The sequence below is a fragment of the Alteromonas sp. KS69 genome (genome assembly GCF_003989595.1).
In the GTDB taxonomy this organism is placed as follows: domain Bacteria; phylum Pseudomonadota; class Gammaproteobacteria; order Enterobacterales; family Alteromonadaceae; genus Alteromonas; species Alteromonas naphthalenivorans.
Map to the genome: position 1 here is coordinate 45,142 of NZ_PYHU01000025.1, position 17,961 is coordinate 63,102.

Annotated in this window: 16 protein-coding genes, 4 tRNA genes and 1 pseudogene; 20 read left to right on the forward strand and 1 reads right to left on the reverse strand. The window is 42.6% G+C overall.

Translation table 11 applies throughout. The features are described 5' to 3' along the window. Positions 1-43: 43 nt before the first annotated feature. The gene (locus C7Y69_RS14680) at positions 44-976 is read right to left on the reverse strand and encodes a LysR family transcriptional regulator (protein ID WP_126873211.1); all 933 of its coding nucleotides are present in this window, start codon (positions 974-976) and stop codon (positions 44-46) included. Positions 977-1,169: 193 nt separating this feature from the next. Between C7Y69_RS14680 and C7Y69_RS14685 the strand changes: the two genes are divergently transcribed. The 20 genes and pseudogenes from C7Y69_RS14685 to C7Y69_RS14780 all read left to right on the forward strand — a co-directional run bounded on the left by C7Y69_RS14685 (position 1,170) and on the right by C7Y69_RS14780 (position 17,747). Next, the gene (locus C7Y69_RS14685; RefSeq protein ID WP_126873212.1) at positions 1,170-1,643 is read left to right on the forward strand and encodes a DoxX family protein; all 474 of its coding nucleotides are present in this window, start codon (positions 1,170-1,172) and stop codon (positions 1,641-1,643) included. Positions 1,644-1,732: 89 nt separating this feature from the next. Then, the gene (locus C7Y69_RS14690; RefSeq protein WP_126873213.1) at positions 1,733-2,569 is read left to right on the forward strand and encodes a DODA-type extradiol aromatic ring-opening family dioxygenase; all 837 of its coding nucleotides are present in this window, start codon (positions 1,733-1,735) and stop codon (positions 2,567-2,569) included. 141 nt (positions 2,570-2,710) lie between these two features. Next, a tRNA-Ser gene (locus C7Y69_RS14695) sits at positions 2,711-2,802 on the forward strand. Positions 2,803-3,449: 647 nt separating this feature from the next. Further along, a pseudogene (gene ovoA, locus C7Y69_RS14700) lies at positions 3,450-5,539 on the forward strand (5-histidylcysteine sulfoxide synthase). A 51-nt stretch (positions 5,540-5,590) separates the two neighbouring features. After that, entirely contained in the window at positions 5,591-7,036 is a 1,446-nt protein-coding gene (locus C7Y69_RS14705; RefSeq protein WP_126873214.1) for an aminotransferase class I/II-fold pyridoxal phosphate-dependent enzyme, read from the forward strand. Positions 7,037-7,289: 253 nt separating this feature from the next. Further along, complete coding sequence (locus C7Y69_RS14710) at positions 7,290-8,015, forward strand: pirin family protein (protein ID WP_013784135.1); 726 nt, start codon at positions 7,290-7,292, stop codon at positions 8,013-8,015. A 205-nt stretch (positions 8,016-8,220) separates the two neighbouring features. Then, the gene (uvrY, locus tag C7Y69_RS14715) at positions 8,221-8,865 is read left to right on the forward strand and encodes a UvrY/SirA/GacA family response regulator transcription factor (protein WP_126873215.1); all 645 of its coding nucleotides are present in this window, start codon (positions 8,221-8,223) and stop codon (positions 8,863-8,865) included. A gap of 6 nt (positions 8,866-8,871) precedes the next feature. Continuing rightward, positions 8,872-10,689 carry an excinuclease ABC subunit UvrC gene (gene uvrC / locus C7Y69_RS14720; RefSeq protein ID WP_126873216.1) on the forward strand — a complete coding sequence of 606 codons (1,818 nt, stop codon included), beginning with the start codon at positions 8,872-8,874 and terminating at the stop codon, positions 10,687-10,689. Between the two features lie 114 nt (positions 10,690-10,803). Beyond that, a complete protein-coding gene (pgsA, locus tag C7Y69_RS14725; RefSeq protein ID WP_013784132.1) occupies positions 10,804-11,382 on the forward strand; it encodes a CDP-diacylglycerol--glycerol-3-phosphate 3-phosphatidyltransferase in 579 nt (192 codons plus the stop codon). A 151-nt stretch (positions 11,383-11,533) separates the two neighbouring features. Further along, positions 11,534-11,609 (forward strand) — tRNA-Gly (locus tag C7Y69_RS14730). A 14-nt stretch (positions 11,610-11,623) separates the two neighbouring features. After that, a tRNA-Cys gene (locus C7Y69_RS14735) sits at positions 11,624-11,697 on the forward strand. A 62-nt stretch (positions 11,698-11,759) separates the two neighbouring features. Then, a tRNA-Leu gene (locus tag C7Y69_RS14740) sits at positions 11,760-11,846 on the forward strand. Between the two features lie 176 nt (positions 11,847-12,022). Then, positions 12,023-13,267 carry a tyrosine-type recombinase/integrase gene (locus tag C7Y69_RS14745; protein WP_126873217.1) on the forward strand — a complete coding sequence of 415 codons (1,245 nt, stop codon included), beginning with the start codon at positions 12,023-12,025 and terminating at the stop codon, positions 13,265-13,267. A 103-nt stretch (positions 13,268-13,370) separates the two neighbouring features. After that, positions 13,371-14,048, forward strand: coding sequence for a hypothetical protein (locus C7Y69_RS14750; protein ID WP_126873218.1), 678 nt, complete (start codon positions 13,371-13,373; stop codon positions 14,046-14,048). A gap of 97 nt (positions 14,049-14,145) precedes the next feature. After that, a complete protein-coding gene (locus tag C7Y69_RS14755; protein ID WP_126873219.1) occupies positions 14,146-14,427 on the forward strand; it encodes a helix-turn-helix transcriptional regulator in 282 nt (93 codons plus the stop codon). A 4-nt stretch (positions 14,428-14,431) separates the two neighbouring features. Next, positions 14,432-14,830 (forward strand): hypothetical protein, encoded by a 399-nt coding sequence (locus C7Y69_RS14760; RefSeq protein ID WP_126873220.1) that lies wholly within the window; start codon positions 14,432-14,434, stop codon positions 14,828-14,830. A gap of 32 nt (positions 14,831-14,862) precedes the next feature. Next, complete coding sequence (locus C7Y69_RS14765; RefSeq protein WP_126873221.1) at positions 14,863-15,276, forward strand: hypothetical protein; 414 nt, start codon at positions 14,863-14,865, stop codon at positions 15,274-15,276. A 362-nt stretch (positions 15,277-15,638) separates the two neighbouring features. Continuing rightward, complete coding sequence (locus tag C7Y69_RS14770) at positions 15,639-15,974, forward strand: HGGxSTG domain-containing protein (protein WP_126873222.1); 336 nt, start codon at positions 15,639-15,641, stop codon at positions 15,972-15,974. A 260-nt stretch (positions 15,975-16,234) separates the two neighbouring features. Continuing rightward, positions 16,235-16,780, forward strand: coding sequence for a hypothetical protein (locus tag C7Y69_RS14775; RefSeq protein ID WP_126873223.1), 546 nt, complete (start codon positions 16,235-16,237; stop codon positions 16,778-16,780). A 49-nt stretch (positions 16,781-16,829) separates the two neighbouring features. Further along, positions 16,830-17,747: a DUF2971 domain-containing protein gene (locus C7Y69_RS14780; protein ID WP_260563522.1), complete on the forward strand. Its 918-nt coding sequence runs from the start codon at positions 16,830-16,832 to the stop codon at positions 17,745-17,747. The last annotated feature ends 214 nt before the right edge of the window (positions 17,748-17,961 follow it).

A 17,961-nucleotide genomic window follows, 5' to 3' on the forward strand; every position in this document is an offset into this window, starting at 1 on the left:
TATAATTTAAATGGTAGGGGCTGTGTTTATACCAGTCCCTGCATTAACGTTTTTGTATGGGCTCATTTAACGGCTTGTCCCAGTAAGGAGTATCTTCAAAGTAGGCACACAAAAAGTCGATAAAAACGCGGAGCTTATTGGAAACCAGTTTACGGTGTGGGTATACCGCATATAAGGAAATAGCTTGTGGGACATAGTCTTCTAATATTGAAAACAACTCACCCCGCCTGAGCGCGTCACCGGTAATAAAAGTAGGTTGTAATACATAACCATCACCGTGTATTGCCACATTAGTCAGCACCTCTCCATTGTTCGCAATAAGTTTTGGCGTTACTTTTTGTGCATTAGTTTTAAGCGCCTTCATTAACTCAGACCCGTCGCTATCATAATTGACATAGGAATATTCTAGGTAATGTTCTGGATTTAACTCTGATGGATGTGAGGGCGTTCCATATTTTTCTAAATAGGCCGGCGCTGCGCAAAGGGCTAAGTTAAGTGTAGTGATCTTTTTTGCAACGAGGGCAGAGTTAGCCAAATAGCCAGCCCGAATCGCAACATCCAGACCTTCATCTACCACATCTACTTTGCGATCATTCAGTTGTAAGTTTACAGAAACGCTGGGGTGAGCATGTTGGAACGCCGCGAGCGCTGAAGATAGATGTAAGGTAGAAAAGGATACAGGGGCACTTACGTGTAGTACACCTTTGGCTTGCGTGTTAAGTAGGCCGAGCTGCCCCTCCATATCGTTAACACTTTCCAATATGTTATTGGCGTGCAGTAAACACTGTTGCCCTGCTTCTGTCAGGTGAATCTTTCGGGTAGTGCGGTTGAATAAACGCACGTCTAAGTGCTTTTCAAGTTGAGCCACATATTTACTTATAAGCTGGTTTGAGGTGTTAAGCCTATCCGCAGCGCGAGTAAAACTGCCTTCATTAGCAACCACCACAAACGTTTTAAGCATTGCGATCCTATCCATTTCTCTATTATTAACCCTATTGTCAACAAAACGTTGTTAATTATTCAATACTATGCCGCTTTATTCAATTTATGTTGGCAACTATTCTACACCCATGCCGTTAGTTCTTCGTCACAGACAAAGGACTAACAACTAACTAAAGGCTTTCTACACGGCAGTGTGGTTGCCGTGACGGAACTATTAAGGTGTAACTATGAATAAGCATTTTTTAACAAGCGTATTTTCTAGCAACAATAGTGTAGCGAATTTAGTGCTACGTGTGCCCCTAGGAATTATTTTAGCTGCACATGGTGGGCAAAAGCTATTTGCATGGTTTGGCGGATACGGTCTTGAGGGAACTGGACAGTGGATGGAGAGTATAGGGTTAACTCCTGGGTTTATCATGGCATTACTCGCCGGTAGTGCAGAGTTCTTTGGGGGAATAGCGCTAATACTTGGGTTTCTTACACGTCCCGCTGCCGCACTAAGTGCGTTCACCATGTTAGTCGCTATTTTTAGTGTGCATGCGGGTAACGGACTATTCATGAGCAACAACGGTTACGAATTTGCCTTAGCCCTACTTGCTGCCACGGTTGCACTGTCTATTCAGGGCGCCGGAAAATTTTCATTTGATGCCGTTATCAGCAATAAATTACACGGTCAATACGGTGGCTTTGTCAAAGGCTGATTTTGTTAAAAACAGGCACGAATGAAGGCTGCCTATAGCTTTAATGAGTCTGCGTCATCGATTTAACAGTTATATCGGGGAAAACACTGATGAGTATTACAACGGCTTACATTTCACATGGTGGTGGACCGCTACCACTTCTAGAACGCGTTACAGATGAAGACGGCAAAGGGGGCGCAAACCATAAAGAAATGATTGAGGTACTTAAAACCTTATCGCGAGATATGCGAAGGCCTGATGTCATTGTGGTGGTTAGTGCGCACTGGGAGGAAAATAACACCCAAGTGACTGCCAGTAACCAACCAAGCTTAATTTATGATTACTATGGCTTTCCTGAGCGGGCTTATACACTGCAATATCCAGCCCTTGGTATCTCCGATTTATCTGCATCTATTGTTGCGGGTTTGCAAGCACAGGGTATTGACGCAACGGCTAACCCTAATCGCGGGTTTGATCACGGGATGTTTGTTCCTCTCACTATCATGTACCCAGAGGCAGACATTCCATGTATTCAAGTATCCTTAACATCAGACTTGGATGCGGCAAAGCATATTGCGTTAGGAAGGGCATTGAGACACATTTTACAGGCTAATTGTAACGACAAGCATGTTTTATTGTTGGGCTCGGGTTCGTCTTTTCATAACATGCGTGGCTTTTTTGATAGTTCAGCGCCGGCAAATAAAAAAGCACAAGAATTCAATCAATGGCTACAAGAAACAATGAAGTTTGAACCAATGAGTGAATTAGAAAGGAGTCAAAAACTCATTGAGTGGAAAAGTTCACCCCACGGAATATTTGCTCACCCTAGAGAAGAACATTTACTACCTCTTCATGTTTGTTACGGCGCAAACGAAAGGATGGTAGACAAAGCAATATCATTAACGTTACTGACGAAGCCAGCAAGTATGTTTGTTTGGCAAAACTAAGCGAAACATCCACGGACATGCACTTAACTTAAACAAATTAACCAAAATACAGACACTTTGTTTATCAATTAATCGGTTGAACATAAAAGTTTAAGTTAGTGCTTTACACTTTCAGCGAAATCATTAAGATACGCAGCACTTGGAGAGGTGGCAGAGCTCGGTTTAATGCACCTGACTTGAAATCAGGCGAAGGGTCAAACCTTCCGGGGGTTCGAATCCCTCCCTCTCCGCCAAGTTCTAGAAACCCGCACACTGTTGCGGGTTTTTTTATGCTCGAAATAAAATGTATTAGCACCACAGCAAGCTGGAATAAGCAGCGTATATTTTCGTGCAGGTTTCATTAAATAAAATTCACAATGCTAAAACTTTAATTAAGGTTAGAAGATGTTCTAGCCACTAAGTAGCAATGCCGCATTGATAAACGTACAAACACACGTAAGATAGCGGTGAAAAAGTACTGCAACTCATTGAAAGTTTTTCTGATCTTCCTCTGTCTATAATTTGTAATAAGCACTTATAAAATGATTACATTCATTATAACTAATGTGTTCGACTACGCGGCGTTAATAAAAATGAGTGAGAGACTAAACTAAGGCTCACGCGTCAATCGCATGTTGGTCATAATTTTTTGCTAAAAACGATTAATCATAAGCTTTGTATACTATCGCTATTGTACATAGGTACACTTGTTGAAAGACGCTAATTCGCAGATGTGTGGTTAGTGCTTCACTCTAATGTCCAATTGCAATTAAGGTGTATAGTAAGTGATATAGAGGTTATTACTCATTACAGTGCTAATGCTTAAAACGAAAGTGTAAGTGAAACGCAACGACAACTCGTTACACCCACTGACGAAAAAGAATAAATATAGAGGATTGATATGCAGGCTATGAGTACGCTCAATTTGAGTCAGGGCAGTGTTGAGCAAAAACGTCAGGAAATCAAAGCGTATTTTACGGATTCGTTTGATACCTATGAAAGCCTATTCACTTGCCTAGCAAGCGATGAAGCCTATTTCCAGCGTGCTGAAAAGCTTCGCCATCCACTTATCTTTTATTTTGGCCATACCACGACTTTTTTTATCAATAAGCTTATTTTGGCTAAAATCATTTCTGAGCGTATCAACCCGAGATTCGAGTCGTTATTTGCTATCGGTGTAGACGAAATGAGTTGGGATGATCTTAACGACGAGAACTATGCATGGCCGTCTGTTGATGAAGTACGTCAGTATCGCCGCCAAGTGCGCGATCTCGTGTTATCGGTAATTGAAACCCTCGATTTTAGTATGCCTATCAATTGGGAAAGCCCAATGTGGCCGCTGGTGATGTGTATTGAACATGAACGCATTCATTTAGAAACGTCCTCAGTACTTATCCGTCAACTTCCTATTAGCCAGGTTAAGACCGATAATGAAAATTGGCCTAGTTGTAACGTTTTCTCTAGCGCCCCTATCAATATATTAATCGAGGTGCCAAGTGGCGATGTTATATGCAACAAGCAATGGAACGATGCCTTGTATGGGTGGGATAACGAATATGGCCACCATCAAGCTAGCGTAGCAGAATTTAAAGCCAGTCAATTCGTTGTGAGTAATGGTGAGTTTTTAACGTTTGTAGAAGCAGGCGGATATGAGAACTCAGATTACTGGGAAGAAGAAGGTATTAAATGGCGCGAATACACAAAAGCATCGCATCCGACTTTCTGGGTAAAGACTGACAACGGTTATTTGTACCGCAGTATGCTAGAAGCATTTCCGTTACCACTGAGCTGGCCCGTAGATGTGAATTACCACGAAGCCAAAGCCTTCTGTAATTATAAAAGTGAACAATCCGGCACGTTAATTCGACTACCTACTGAAGATGAGTGGTTACGTTTACGTGAGTTTGCGGGCATTACCGAAAACACCTATTCAGACGGCTATAACATTGCGCTGAACAAGTATGCGTCTAGTGAGCCGGTTGATATTAACCAAGCCGGTGATTTTTACGATGTAGTGGGCAACGTATGGCAGTGGACGGAAACGCCAATTTACCCCTTTGATGGGTTTAAAGTGCACCCGCTGTACGACGATTTCACCACGCCTACCTTTGACAACAAACATAACCTTATAAAAGGCGGAAGCTGGATATCTACGGGGAATGAGGCAATGGCACAAAGCTTCGCCGTCACTTCTTTCAACACGCAGGCTTTCGCTATGTAGAAGCTGCGCTACCCATACAGGTAAATGATTTGGATTACGAAAGCGATACACAGGTATCACAATACAGTGAGTTCCATTACGGTGACACTTACTTTAATGTTGAAAACTTCGCTAAAGCGAGTGCTCATTTTTGTTTAAGCCACATGCCTGAAAATAAAGGCGGCAAGGCGTTAGACTTAGGGTGCGCAGTAGGCCGTTCATCGTTTGAATTAGCTACCTATTTTGATCATGTTGATGGTATCGATTTTTCTGCACGGTTTATTAAAACCGCCGTTGCTATGCAAGAACGAGGTGAAATCCGCTATAACCTTATTGAAGAAGGCGAACTAACTTCATTTAAAGCCAGAAAGTTAAGCAACTTGGGCTTAGCGGAATGTGCCGATAAAGTGCACTTTGCTCAAGGTGACGCGTGTAATTTGAAGCCGCAATTTACAGGCTACGACTTAATCTTTATGGGGAACTTGCTTGATAGAGTGTACAGCCCTAAGAAAGTACTGAACGACGTGACAGCAAGGCTTAATGCTGGCGGCATACTGGTAATAGCCTCACCGTTTACGTGGTTGGAAGAATACACAGAACGTAGCGAATGGTTAGGTGGTTATAAAGACGAGAATGGTGAAACGTTAACGTCGACAGAAGCGCTGGAAGCCACGCTTAAAGAAAGTTTTGAGCGAGTAGGGGCACCAACTGAAATTCCTTTTGTTATTCGTGAAACTAAGCGTAAATATCAGCATACACTGTCTGAATTTAACGTGTTTAGAAAGCGATAGTATTGTGTATAGCGTGTTTAAGCGTTGTGTTCTTTGCCAAGAAGGTCATGAATGAAAGCAGCTAAACCTAGTGCTAAAGCAGCTAAGCCTCGCGCTAAAGCGGCAAAGCCTGGCGCTAAAGCTTCGCAAGGCGATAAATCTGTGAGGCCAAGCGCGCTAGCAGGCGCTGATAAACTCGCAGACAGCAGCGTAGATATAAACGCAGCGTTGAAACAACAGGTTGCCGATATTGACAACCTGTTTTCTGCGCAACTTAGTCAATTCTCATCACTGTGGTATACACCTTTGGGTTGCGGTGATATTGAGGTCAATACTAATGTTAATGATGGCGATGGCGAAACTAACGCAAGAAGCCGCTTAAAGTTTTCGTCGCTTTCTACTCGGTTCCCGCATGCACCAGAACACGCAGTAAGTATGTGGATAGCCGACATGGACACTGCGCCATCTAAGCACATTGCCCATGCTATTTCGGCATTTGTATCTTCGCATTATGGGTATCAGTCATGTGATATTGGTGATGTTGTGGCAGCCCGTTACGCTAAACAAGGTGCAGTCATTGCCGCCAATTCGGTAGTGAGTACGGCAAGTGTGATGGCTGCAGTAGATACTGCGTTGAAGGTGTGCACCACCAAAGGTGATAAAGTCATGGTGCTTTCACCTACCTACGGCCCCCTTCGAGAAAGAATTGCGGCGCAGGGTCTAAACCTCGTTGATATCAGCATTGAGGATATTAGTTTTACAGAAACCGGTTCAGAAAAAAAGATAACCGCGTTATTAGATGCAGATTGTAGTGCTTTTGTGCTTTGCCACCCGAATAACCCCACTGGCACAGTGCTAAGCGAAACACACCAACATGATATTGCCCGTTTTTGTGATGCTCATAATATCACCCTTATTCTTGATGAAGTGCACAGTGAATTTGGTTTTATTGATGCCGATGCTACTGTTGATGCTTCGTACAACACCAATACCAATAAAGCGTGTGCTATAAGACCTTTTGCGATAAATATCCCATTTGCGCAAGATATGATTATTCGAATAAACAGCGCCGGTAAGGCATATAATTTATCGGCTATACCCGCTGCCTCATATGCCATTATCGCGAATGATGCATTACAGGCTAAATTTGCGAAGGAAATAGACAGTTGCCATCTTGAGGCGTCACCCGTAGCAAAAGTTGCGCTGATGGCGGCGTATGAACAAGCAGATGATTGGTTAGCGTTAGTGCTAAAGGCCATTGCGTTCAATAGGCAATACGCCAAAGCGCTTATGAACGTACTGAGCCCAACCACATCTTTTACTTTGGGCGATGCAGGTTACTTTTTATGGTTGAATCTGAATGAACGCTTTTTGCAAAACACGTTCCTTGAAGCCTGCCGGCGTGGTGTTATTGGTGTTGATGGGGCAAGTTTTAACGCCCCCGGTTATTTACGCCTTAATTTGGCATGTCACCCTAGCGCGATAAAAACCGCGTTACTAAGATTATTCTCCGATTAAGTTATCGCCTTTCATTATTCTGGCTCTATCGTTTTTCTAGCCCTATCGTTATTGTCGCCTTTGCCTTAAATCACATTACCGCCAGCGTAAACTCATATCTAATTAATTCATTCTCAAAAAGCGAATGAACGGTGCTAATTTCGCTAATTTTATCCCGCTGCTTAGTAACTACAATATGGTGTATTGAAAGTTAATTATCGAAAACAGGCGCATTAATGGTTCTTAAAAAGCGCCTCGATGAAAGGATATAATTATGCAATACATTCGAAAAGGTAGCGAACGAGGTAACGTTAATCTTGGTTGGCTTAACAGCAAACATAGCTTTTCATTTGGCCAGTATTATGATGCCAATCATATGGGATTTTCTGCACTTAGGGTATTTAACGACGATATCGTACAGCCGGGCAGAGGCTTTGAAACCCATGGGCACCGGGACATGGAAATCATTTCTTTTGTGGTAAGCGGTGCGTTAAAACACAAAGACAGTACGGGTAACGACTACGTTATACCTGCTGGTGATATCCAAGTGATGAGTGCAGGGAAGGGCATTCGGCATTCTGAAATGAATGCGTCTGATAAGGAGGAAGTTAATTTTATTCAAATTTGGATTGAGCCTAACGTAACGGGTGTTCAGCCGGCCTACTTACAGAAATCGGTTAGTGATAAAAACGGATTAGAGCTTCTTGTCAGTGAATCGGGGCAAGACGGCTCGTTAAAAATTAATCAAGATGCACGTATTAGTAAACTGGCCCTTAGCCGAGGGGAAAGTTTCGACTTGGCCGTTGAATCTTCGCCAACCTTGGGGGCTGGCTATTTGCATATTGTGAAAGGTGAATTAACCGTTAACGACGTTAAGTCAGACAAGATGACTACCTTAACAAAAGGCGATGCAATAGGGTTAGGCTTGGGGCAAAAGGTAGTGGTTTTGGCCAATGAAGAAGCACTTGCGCTTTGGTTTGATTTGCCTCCTGTAGGCTGATAAGTCGGTGTAGTATCTTTATTAACCAGCTTGTTCTGTTAATGCTTGTTTTTACAAATTTCCTTACTACAAATTGACACTGAAAAGTTTACCTAGTCGGTAGTCGTGGTATGATACGAACACATGATTGGTAAGTAACTGGTGGAATCCACCTCGGTTACGGATCTTTTTTGTTTGAAAGCAAACCGTAGTCAGTGAGATACATGTGATAAAAATAATCCTAGCAGATGACCATGATTTGGTCAGAAGAGGGATCCGCCGAATTCTGGAAGATGTCGTAGATTTTTCAATCATAGCTGAAGCTAAAAATGGCGAAGATGCCGTACAGCTATGTCGAAAAAACGCTCCAGATGTGGTGCTCATGGACGTAAATATGCCCGGTATTGGCGGGCTAGAAGCAACCAAACGCATTGTGCGGATGTCAGAGAACACCCGCGTAATTTGTTTGTCTATGCATAAAGAAAACCCCATACCTATGCAGGTAATGAATGCTGGCGCGTTCGGCTTCTTAACGAAGGATGCCGAACCTGAAGAAGTTATTCGTGCCATTCATAAAGTAGTTGGTGGGCAAAAGTATATCGATAGTGAAGTTGCGAACAGCATCGCCATCGATAAGCTTTCCCCAAATTCAGACAATCCGTTCAATGACTTATCAGATAGAGAGTTAAGTATTGCGCTTCGCCTCACCAAGGGCAAGCGTGTACCTGATATTGCTACTGAACTAAGCATTAACGCAAAAACCGTCAATACATACCGTTATCGTATGTTTGAAAAGTTAGGCGTAACCACTGATGTGGAATTAACCCACTTAGCGCTTCGCCACAAACTCATCGATTCGAATTTGCTTTAGCCCAGTATGTCTGCATTTGATTCCGCAGCCTTTCTCAAAAATTTAACTTCTCAACCTGGCGTATACAGAATGTATAACGCCCAGGAAGAAGTCATTTATGTGGGTAAAGCAAAAAACCTTAAAAAGCGTGTTTCTAGCTATTTTCGAATGAATGTCGATAATGCAAAAACACGCTCATTGGTAATGCAAATTGCCAATATGGATGTCACCGTTGTAAATAGCGAAACAGAAGCATTTTTGCTAGAAAATAACTTCATCAAGAAGTACAAGCCACGTTATAACGTGGTCATGCGTGATGATAAATCCTACCCTTTTATATTCCTATCTGATCACCAGCATCCACGTTTATCGTTTCACCGTGGCCCGCAAAAGAAAAAGGGCGAATATTTTGGTCCTTATCCTAGTGCGGGGGCCGTTCGTGAAAGTCTGCGTTCTATGCAGCGTATTTTTCCAGTACGCCAATGTGAAGACAGTTACTACCGCGCTAGAAGTCGCCCTTGTTTGCAATATCAAATGCAACGATGCAGTGCACCTTGTGTTGAAGGTTACGTTAGCGACGAAGAGTATAACGAGCAGATAGACCTCGCTAGGCTATTCCTAAAAGGTAAAAACCAACAAGTCATTGGTACCTTGGTAGATAAAATGGAAAAGGCCAGCGAAGCACTAAACTTTGAAGCTGCCGCACGTTATCGCGATCAAATCAACACGCTTCGCAAAGTACAAGAGCGCCAATGGGTAGCCGGTACCCAAGATGAAATGGACGTATTTGGTTTTGCGGTAAAAGGCAATATGGCGTGTATTCAGGTGATGTTTATTCGTGACAGCCAACTTTTAGGCAGCAAGGCGTTTTTCCCAAAAGTGCCGAACACGGCCGATGAACAAGAAATATTCGAATCCTTCTTATTGCAGTTCTACTTAGCGGGCAACAAACTTATACCTAAGCAAATGGTATTTGCCAGTGCGTTGTCTGATGAAGACGCGATAGCCGATTTACTTAGCAGTGAAGCCGGATACCGTGTAAATTTCTTTAAAGGTGCACGTGAAGAGAAACGCCGTTACTTAGAGCTAGCACAGGCCAATGCTGAAACCGCACTAGAGGCCCAGTACGGTGAACAAAAGTCGGTATTTGCCCGATATCTCGATTTAGAAACGGCGCTTGAATTAGATGCGCCATTACAGCGTATGGAATGTTTCGACATAAGCCACACCTCCGGCGAGCAAACCGTAGCATCTTGCGTGGTGTTTAATCGTGAAGGCCCGCTTAAAAGCGATTACCGCCGCTATAATATTGAGGGCATTACGCCCGGTGATGATTACGCCGCTATGGCACAAGCCCTTAAACGTCGCTATAAATCGGTTAAAGAAGTACAAAAGATCCCTGATTTACTGCTTATTGATGGCGGTAAAGGGCAGTTGTCGCAAGCTGAAACTTTCTTTGAAGATTGGCCGCATGATAAAAAGCCTATGTTATTAGGTGTAGCGAAAGGCACAACCCGTAAGCCGGGGTTAGAAACTATTATATTGGCCGATAGCCACGACACCGTGCCTATGGACAGCCACTCACCCGCCTTGCATCTTATTCAGCATATAAGAGATGAATCTCACCGCTTTGCTATCACTGGGCACAGAAACCGCCGTCAAAAGGTGAAAACCACATCAAGTTTAGAAACCATACCTGGAGTAGGGGCTAAACGTCGCCAAACATTGTTGAAATACATGGGCGGGCTGCAAGGGCTTAAAAAGGCCAGTAAAGATGAAATTGCCAGCGTACCAGGTATTAGCAAAGAGTTAGCTGACACCATATACGATCATCTTCATCTTTAATCTCATCCAATACGCGCATTAATACGTAAATTGCGGTAATCTGTTAAAAATTGAAGGCTTAAAAAAAGCTGCGCTAAACCTGCCTATATTAGGCGAAAATTTTGAGATGTATTTATGTGGACGGTTCCAAATTTAATTACTCTATTCAGAGTAATCCTTATTCCTGTGTTTGTTGGTGTTTATTTTCTAGATTGGCGTTGGGCCCACGAAGCTGGCGCAGTTATTTTCTGGCTTGCGGCGATTACCGATTGGTTCGATGGCTACTTAGCTCGAAAACTTGAACAATCTACGCCTTTTGGTGCTTTCCTCGATCCTGTTGCCGATAAGCTTATTGTGGGGGCTGCATTATTAATGATTACCCACAGTTACGGTAGTTTATGGATCACTATTCCAGCCATTGCACTATTAGTGCGAGAAATTTATGTTTCTGCGCTAAGAGAGTGGATGGGACAAAATGGTGTGAGGGAAGCGGTAAAAGTGTCATTTATTGGCAAAGCAAAAACGACTGCGCAAATGTTAGCCATTATTGGATTATTATCTGGCCTTGAATCGTTTATGGGCATTCCACTTTATTGGGTAACCCTAGGACATATTTTACTTTATATCGCTGCAGTGCTGTCAATTTGGTCAATGATTATTTACTCTCGTGCTGCGTGGCCACACCTTAGTGCGGGTTTAAAAGATAAGATTTGATCGTCTATTGAACAATGTGAATAAAAATGTAGCAAACGATCACAAAATTGCATATTTCCTTGTTTTTCGTATTGACACTTTCAGCGTTACAGGTAGAATTCACCGCACATTTCGAGACGGCAACAACGAAACGAAATGTAAGACTTTAAATGCGGGAATAGCTCAGTTGGTAGAGCACGACCTTGCCAAGGTCGGGGTCGCGAGTTCGAATCTCGTTTCCCGCTCCAAAGTCTAGTATTACGGCGGAATGGCAGAATGGCTATGCAGCGGATTGCAAATCCGTGGATCTCGGTTCGACTCCGGGTTCCGCCTCCATAATGCTTTAATGCTACAACAGGTTTCTACGCCTGACACCCCAACCGAAAGGTTACCCCGATGCCCGGGTGGTGAAATTGGTAGACACAAGGGATTTAAAATCCCTCGTCAGTAATGACGTGCCGGTTCAAGTCCGGCCCCGGGCACCATTTTTTTGTCTTTCGACATCCAAATAAATAAATTCTCACTCAAAAATAAGCCAAAAATCAATCGCTTATCCCAGTTCTTAGTCTGTTTCGGTCTGAGCACGTCTTGCTATATCCAAAAATTTTAGTAACACTGAATGTAACACGGGCATAAATACGCATGGAGCGTGTTACATTAAATGGCTAGAACTACCACATCACTTAATTCTACTCAGGTCGAAAAAGCAAAGCCAAAAGACAAGGAATATAGTCTTGCAGATGGTCGCGGCCTGCTTCTCAGAATCAAGCCTAATGGCGTTAAAAAGTGGGTATTCAACTACCCTAAGCCATTTACTAAAAAGCGCTCTAATCTCACTGTGGGCTCATACCCTGATGTTTCGCTGGCAAGGGCCAGGGAGTTAAGGGAAGAGTATCGAGCATTGCTTGCCCAGGGTATTGATCCACATGAGCACAGGGAAGAAACACACCAGAAGAAGTCCGAAGCAATAAACAACACATTTGAATTGGTTGCGCGGCAATGGATGGGAATACACGCCACCAAGGTATCAGCTGGAACACTTGCTAATATTACCCGTTATTTTGAGAAGGACGTTTTCCCGCTGGTGGGTAAGCTGCCTATTGAACAACTCACTGCGCCCAAAGCTATTAAAGTTATCAATAAAATTGTGGGGCGTAACAGTCATGAGATAGCGCGTAAAGTCGCCAGGAGAATGAACAGCGTTATGACCTTTGCGGTCAATGCCGGTATTGTTCATCACAATCCGTTAGCAGGAATTCGGGAGTTGATACCTTCTACACGTGTAAAACACCAACCTTCTTTACCACCTGAGCACTTACCAACGCTCATGAAAGCAATTCGTTTTTCATCCGCCAAAATTGCTACACGTTGCCTGATTGAATTCCAGCTTCACACAATGGTTCGCCCTGGTGAAGCCTCCGAAGCGGAATGGTCAGAGATTGACGAAGAAAAAGGCGTATGGACCATACCGGCCACACGAATGAAGATGGAGCGGGAGCACATTGTGCCATTAACCCCGCAAGTGCTCGACATACTGGAAACAATGAAGCCGCTAAGCGCTCATCGCAAATTTGTTTTTCCATCAAACATCGATCCTAAAAAGCCAGCCAATCGGCAAACCGCTAATAAGGCGTTGCGGGATATGGGCTTTACCGGCCAACAAACCGCGCACGGTCTACGATCATTGGCTAGTACCACATTAAACGAACAGGCTTTTGATCATGATGTAATTGAAGCGGCACTTGCACACGTAGATGAAAACCAAGTGAGGTCAGCCTATAACCGGGCCCAGTACCTTGAACGGCGCAAAGTGATGATGAACTGGTGGTCTACTCATATAGAGAATGCGTTAGCTGGAAAAGCTACGGAAGCCGCCAGTAATATACTAGAAATGAAAAATGCGTAAAGCGCGTAATAAGCCCAGGGTAGCTCTTGTAAAGCCGGAACCTCATTTTTTGTTTCATAGTAAGCAACAAAAGACTGCTGCCTTTTTGATATAGGAGAATCGAATGGGAAAGAAAGTGAAAGCCGAGGGTAAGTCTCCGCATCTTGTTAATAAATGGGAAAACATTAGTCACTTTCTCGAAGTTTATCAGTTTGCTTATAAACTATCGGCACAAGAGCTAGAAGTAATAGAGAACTCTGGCGAAGTTCGACTCGATGATTTTCTTGATATTGAAAACGCAAAACGTTTTGAAGGTGCTTGGCAACATTTAATCAAACTTGGTCACTCTTTTGAATCGAGCGTTCAAACCGAGTCTAGCTTATATTCTTCTGTAGAATTGGAAAGAGCTGATACCGATGAAAAAATTGAGTCTGGCATTACGCCGCTAGGCGATTTTTTGGACTCTGTCAGTAACGGGTTGTACCCGCCACCTGAAATTATGAGAACAATTGCAGCATGCTTTAAATATTATTTAAATGCCAGGGGCAAGGTATCTTTAGAGCATATCTTCTTTGGAAGAGAGACGGTGGGAGTCGGCAATGAGTCAGCTAGGCGTTCCAAAGAAAATCTAATGAAGGGTTTTACTTTTCAATATCAATTTTTACTTCAGATTAGGCCACATCTGTCTCAACTCGAAATTGCCCAGGAGTTCTTGAATCATAGAGGGGCTGATGATACTGACCCGGAGAGCTTCTTGAGAAGTTGGAGACGATGGAGAAAAAGCAGTGAAGAGCAATCTTAGATATTTGACGCGGACAATTAATCGTTTTAAGTGTCCGTTATTTTGATTTTAAAAGCATTGATACTTGCCCTCAGACCAACACAGATGAGAGCAGATCATGACAGACATTACTATTCTACGATTACCGGACGTGCTGATTAAATCCGGTAGTAAACGATCAACACTTTGGCAGCACATCAAAGCAGGGCTATTTGTACCCCCAATCAAACTAGGTGGACGTTCTTCTGGCTTTATCAAGCACGAAGTTGACGCGATTATAGCCGCACATGCTGTAGGCATGGATGATACGAAAGTAAAAGAGCTCGTTATTAAGTTGGTGGAGAAGCGAAAAGAATCAGCTTCAAAGCTACTTCAAGAGCTTGTGGCAATGGGGGGCTAATCAGATGAAAGATGAAGCCACCCAAACGGGCAGCAACACCAAATCAGACACTCCCGATAATACAGCAACAATGCAGCCGCGCAAGATAGAACTATCCCTTTATTGGTTGCTTACCAAAGGCGCTAGGGGCCTGGTACAGCCAGAAGCACACACGCTTTACCGAGAGTCAGCGCTGCATACAACGATCAGTTCTTTGAAGCACGAAAAGGGTATTTATTGTATTTCAAAGCCAGACCTTGCAACGATAGTCCATCAATACCAAAAGCCATTTCACCGCTATTGGCTGGCGACTGATAAGGACAGGATAAAAGCAATTAATTTACTCAATTACTACCGCACCAAGAGAGGTTTGGAGAAAGCCAATTTTCCCGCCTGGCATGAATCAAGTGAAAAGGCAGCATAGCCCTTCGGGGGCTACTTTGTTTTGGGGGGATTATGGCGAAAAAATCAAACAGTAAAAACATGCTACCAAATGGTAGGACTGCTAAATCTCAGGACTATTTTTTTAGATTGCCGAAAGAATTATTCAAGTGCTCTGGTTATTTAGGCTTAAATAAGACTCAGAGAGCTTTGCTTATTGATTTATGTAGTCAATATAACATGAAGAATAACGGTAACTTATCGTTAGCGCCTAGTTTAATGGAACCCTTGGGATGGGATGAGAAGACAGTAAGAAGGAACAAAAAAGCGCTAATCGATAGCAAGTTGATTCGGGTGACAGGCCATAAGGAATTGAATAACTACAAGTATATGTACCTGTATGCGCTTTCCTGGCTTCCTGTAGATGATTGTAGTGAAAATCTTTACAGAGAAGCATTGAACGAACCAAAGAAGTCTCTTCGATTTTAAGGGGGACATATAGCCCGTTCGAAATTGAATTTAAACAGGCTCTAAGCCCGATTGAAGCGGCAAAAAACATTGTATTTTAGCTTTGAAGGGGGCTCTTAGCCCCGTTCATGAGGCAAAATTATGATTTTTAAACAGGCTCTCAGCCCTACCTTCTCATATATCTGCCATAGGCGCTTTGTGCTTAAGGGTTTCAAAAAGCTTCTAAAGTTCTATGCCACCGAGGTATGTTAAAAAGTCGAATCCGACTAAAAAACCAGTCGAATCTGACTACTGAACAGTTACCCAAATACGGGTATACGTTAAAAAATTAATAGAACAATCATCAAGGAACTAATACAAAACAGCTAAAAGAGGGCAGGGTTATGAATACAGAAATCGATCCGGCAGTTTTCCGTAAGCGCCAGGTTAACGCCCTTAAAGCGCATTACAAAGCCTGTTTTGATAGCTATCAGCAGTGGGCCGACACTGGCTATCAATACCCGCAACCAAATACGCCGCCGTTTCCTGAAATATGTCGGGGGATGAAGTGTGGCGCTAAAACTCGCAGCGGCCACCCGTGCAAGAATGACGGTACAAGTTATAGTAACGGGCGCTGTAAGTTTCATGGTGGGGCCAGTACAGGCCCAGTAACCAAAGAGGGTAAAAACAAATCAGCAGCAAATGGTATTAAACGCAAGCGAGAAAACTCCACCAGCTGATAAACTCCATGTTACTACTGATCAAAACCGAAACAGCAAAGCCCATGAATGGTTGATAAAAGTTGACATTAAAATGCTACAGTTGCACGTAATAGAAGAGCAATAAAAATTTATAGTGTTAGCGACACTGGATGGCTGTCTTGTACGTGATATGGACATTTCCTATTTTTTCCTATGAAAACACAGAATGTGGTTTTTCAGGGGAAACGGGTGTTAGTATGAAGTCTCAGTAATAAGCTGTTAGAGCTATTAAGGATAAAATGAGCGTCTTAAAACGACTAATTGGGTCAAATACATCGAAACCAAAGCATCCGATAGCGCCTGGTGCTCAAGACTTTATTGATGGAAAGAAAGATACGCTTACATTTGCGGACGTAGACCCAGAAGGGGCCGCCCTTTTTCAAGGCTTTCAAAAAGCGATGGTACTTAAGAAAGAGGGAAAGTTTCGTGAAGCTGAAACGTTACTTTTGAAGTCAACTAACCCGTCATCAATCTACAAAGGTCATTACAAAGAATTATTTAAAATATGGCGAAAACACAATAGAGACGAGTTAAAAGCTAATAAGTTTGAAGATGTCGAATCTAGAGTGTTAAATATGATTAGATTAGATGAGGAAATGATAAAAACAATGCTGCTCTATTGGGGGGGGCAGCAGAAAAGAAAACTTCCATCAGATTATTTTGACAAGGATAGAAACATCCTTATAAGTGACGCCAAAGCATTGAAAAAGGCTGCTGAATCGCTTGGGAACAAGAATAATGTGGTATTGGCTGAGAAACTATTAAAGAAATTCAAAACGCTATAGCTCTAATAATCACATTAAGTCGGTCGCAAGCTCCCAGGGACAGTAATACGTGGGCTCTGTCGCTTTGCTCGGACTTTATCCTACGTGTTACTGCTCTTATGTGGGTGTTATAACTCGAGGAAATATTCGCTTGCTTTATAAGTATCTAGATCCGGAAAGAATAGACGTTCTTTCTTCAAGCCATATTCGTTTCACACAACCGGCTGATTTTAATGATCCATTTGAATTTCGGCCTGTGATTTCATCTGCAATATCGAAAGATGAAATGGATGCAGCAATTGAGCGTGAATTAGAGAAAATGGTGCAGGAGAAAATCCAAAATATTCCCGCTGTAATACGGAGCCAAATTACTCCTTCTCAGTTGGAATCGATAACACGTCAGCTTTATAAAGACCATTGGCCATATCTAAAAGAACAATTTAAAAAAATGGGAAGCGAGGCATCTAGGATTTTCATCGACAAGGCGAATACCTTAATCGGTGTTCTATCTCTTACAGAAAGCAACAACAATATTTTAATGTGGTCTCACTATGCACGCTCACACAAAGGCTTCTGTGTAGGGTTCGATACTAATTCAGATTTTTTTAATAGAAAAAGAAGTGATGTCGATGAGTTTTATCATCTCAGAGAGGTTAAATATGATAAAGCCAGGCCTAATAAATTGATAAGCCAATTAAATGCCGTAAATATGTTTTTAACCAAATCTATCGATTGGGAGTATGAAAAAGAGTGGCGAATGTGTTCGGTACTAGAGGACTGTGATAAGACCATTGATAGTAAACCCTATCCAATACACCTTTTTAAATTTCCAGAATCTGCGGTCAAGGAAGTTATCTTGGGTGCATGTATGGAAAATAGTGTTAAAGACAATTTGCTATCACTCGTACGAGATAAGTATGCTCACATTTCGGTTAAACAAGCAAAGGTCTCAAGTGAAGAATTTAGCATTGGGTTTGTTGATTTATAATAAGGCGCTTTATGTCTGCTGATGCCGTTCGCAACTCGTTGAAAGGCCGAAGCGTACGCAGGCCGTGTGAAAACTCATATTTATGATTGCTGCTTCAAATAGAACGATATAGTAATTCTGAGGGCACTAACATTTTTGGATAAGTGTCGCCACAACTCTCATGTCTTCATTGCAGATATGAGACCGCTAACGCCCATGATATTCATCATTCTTT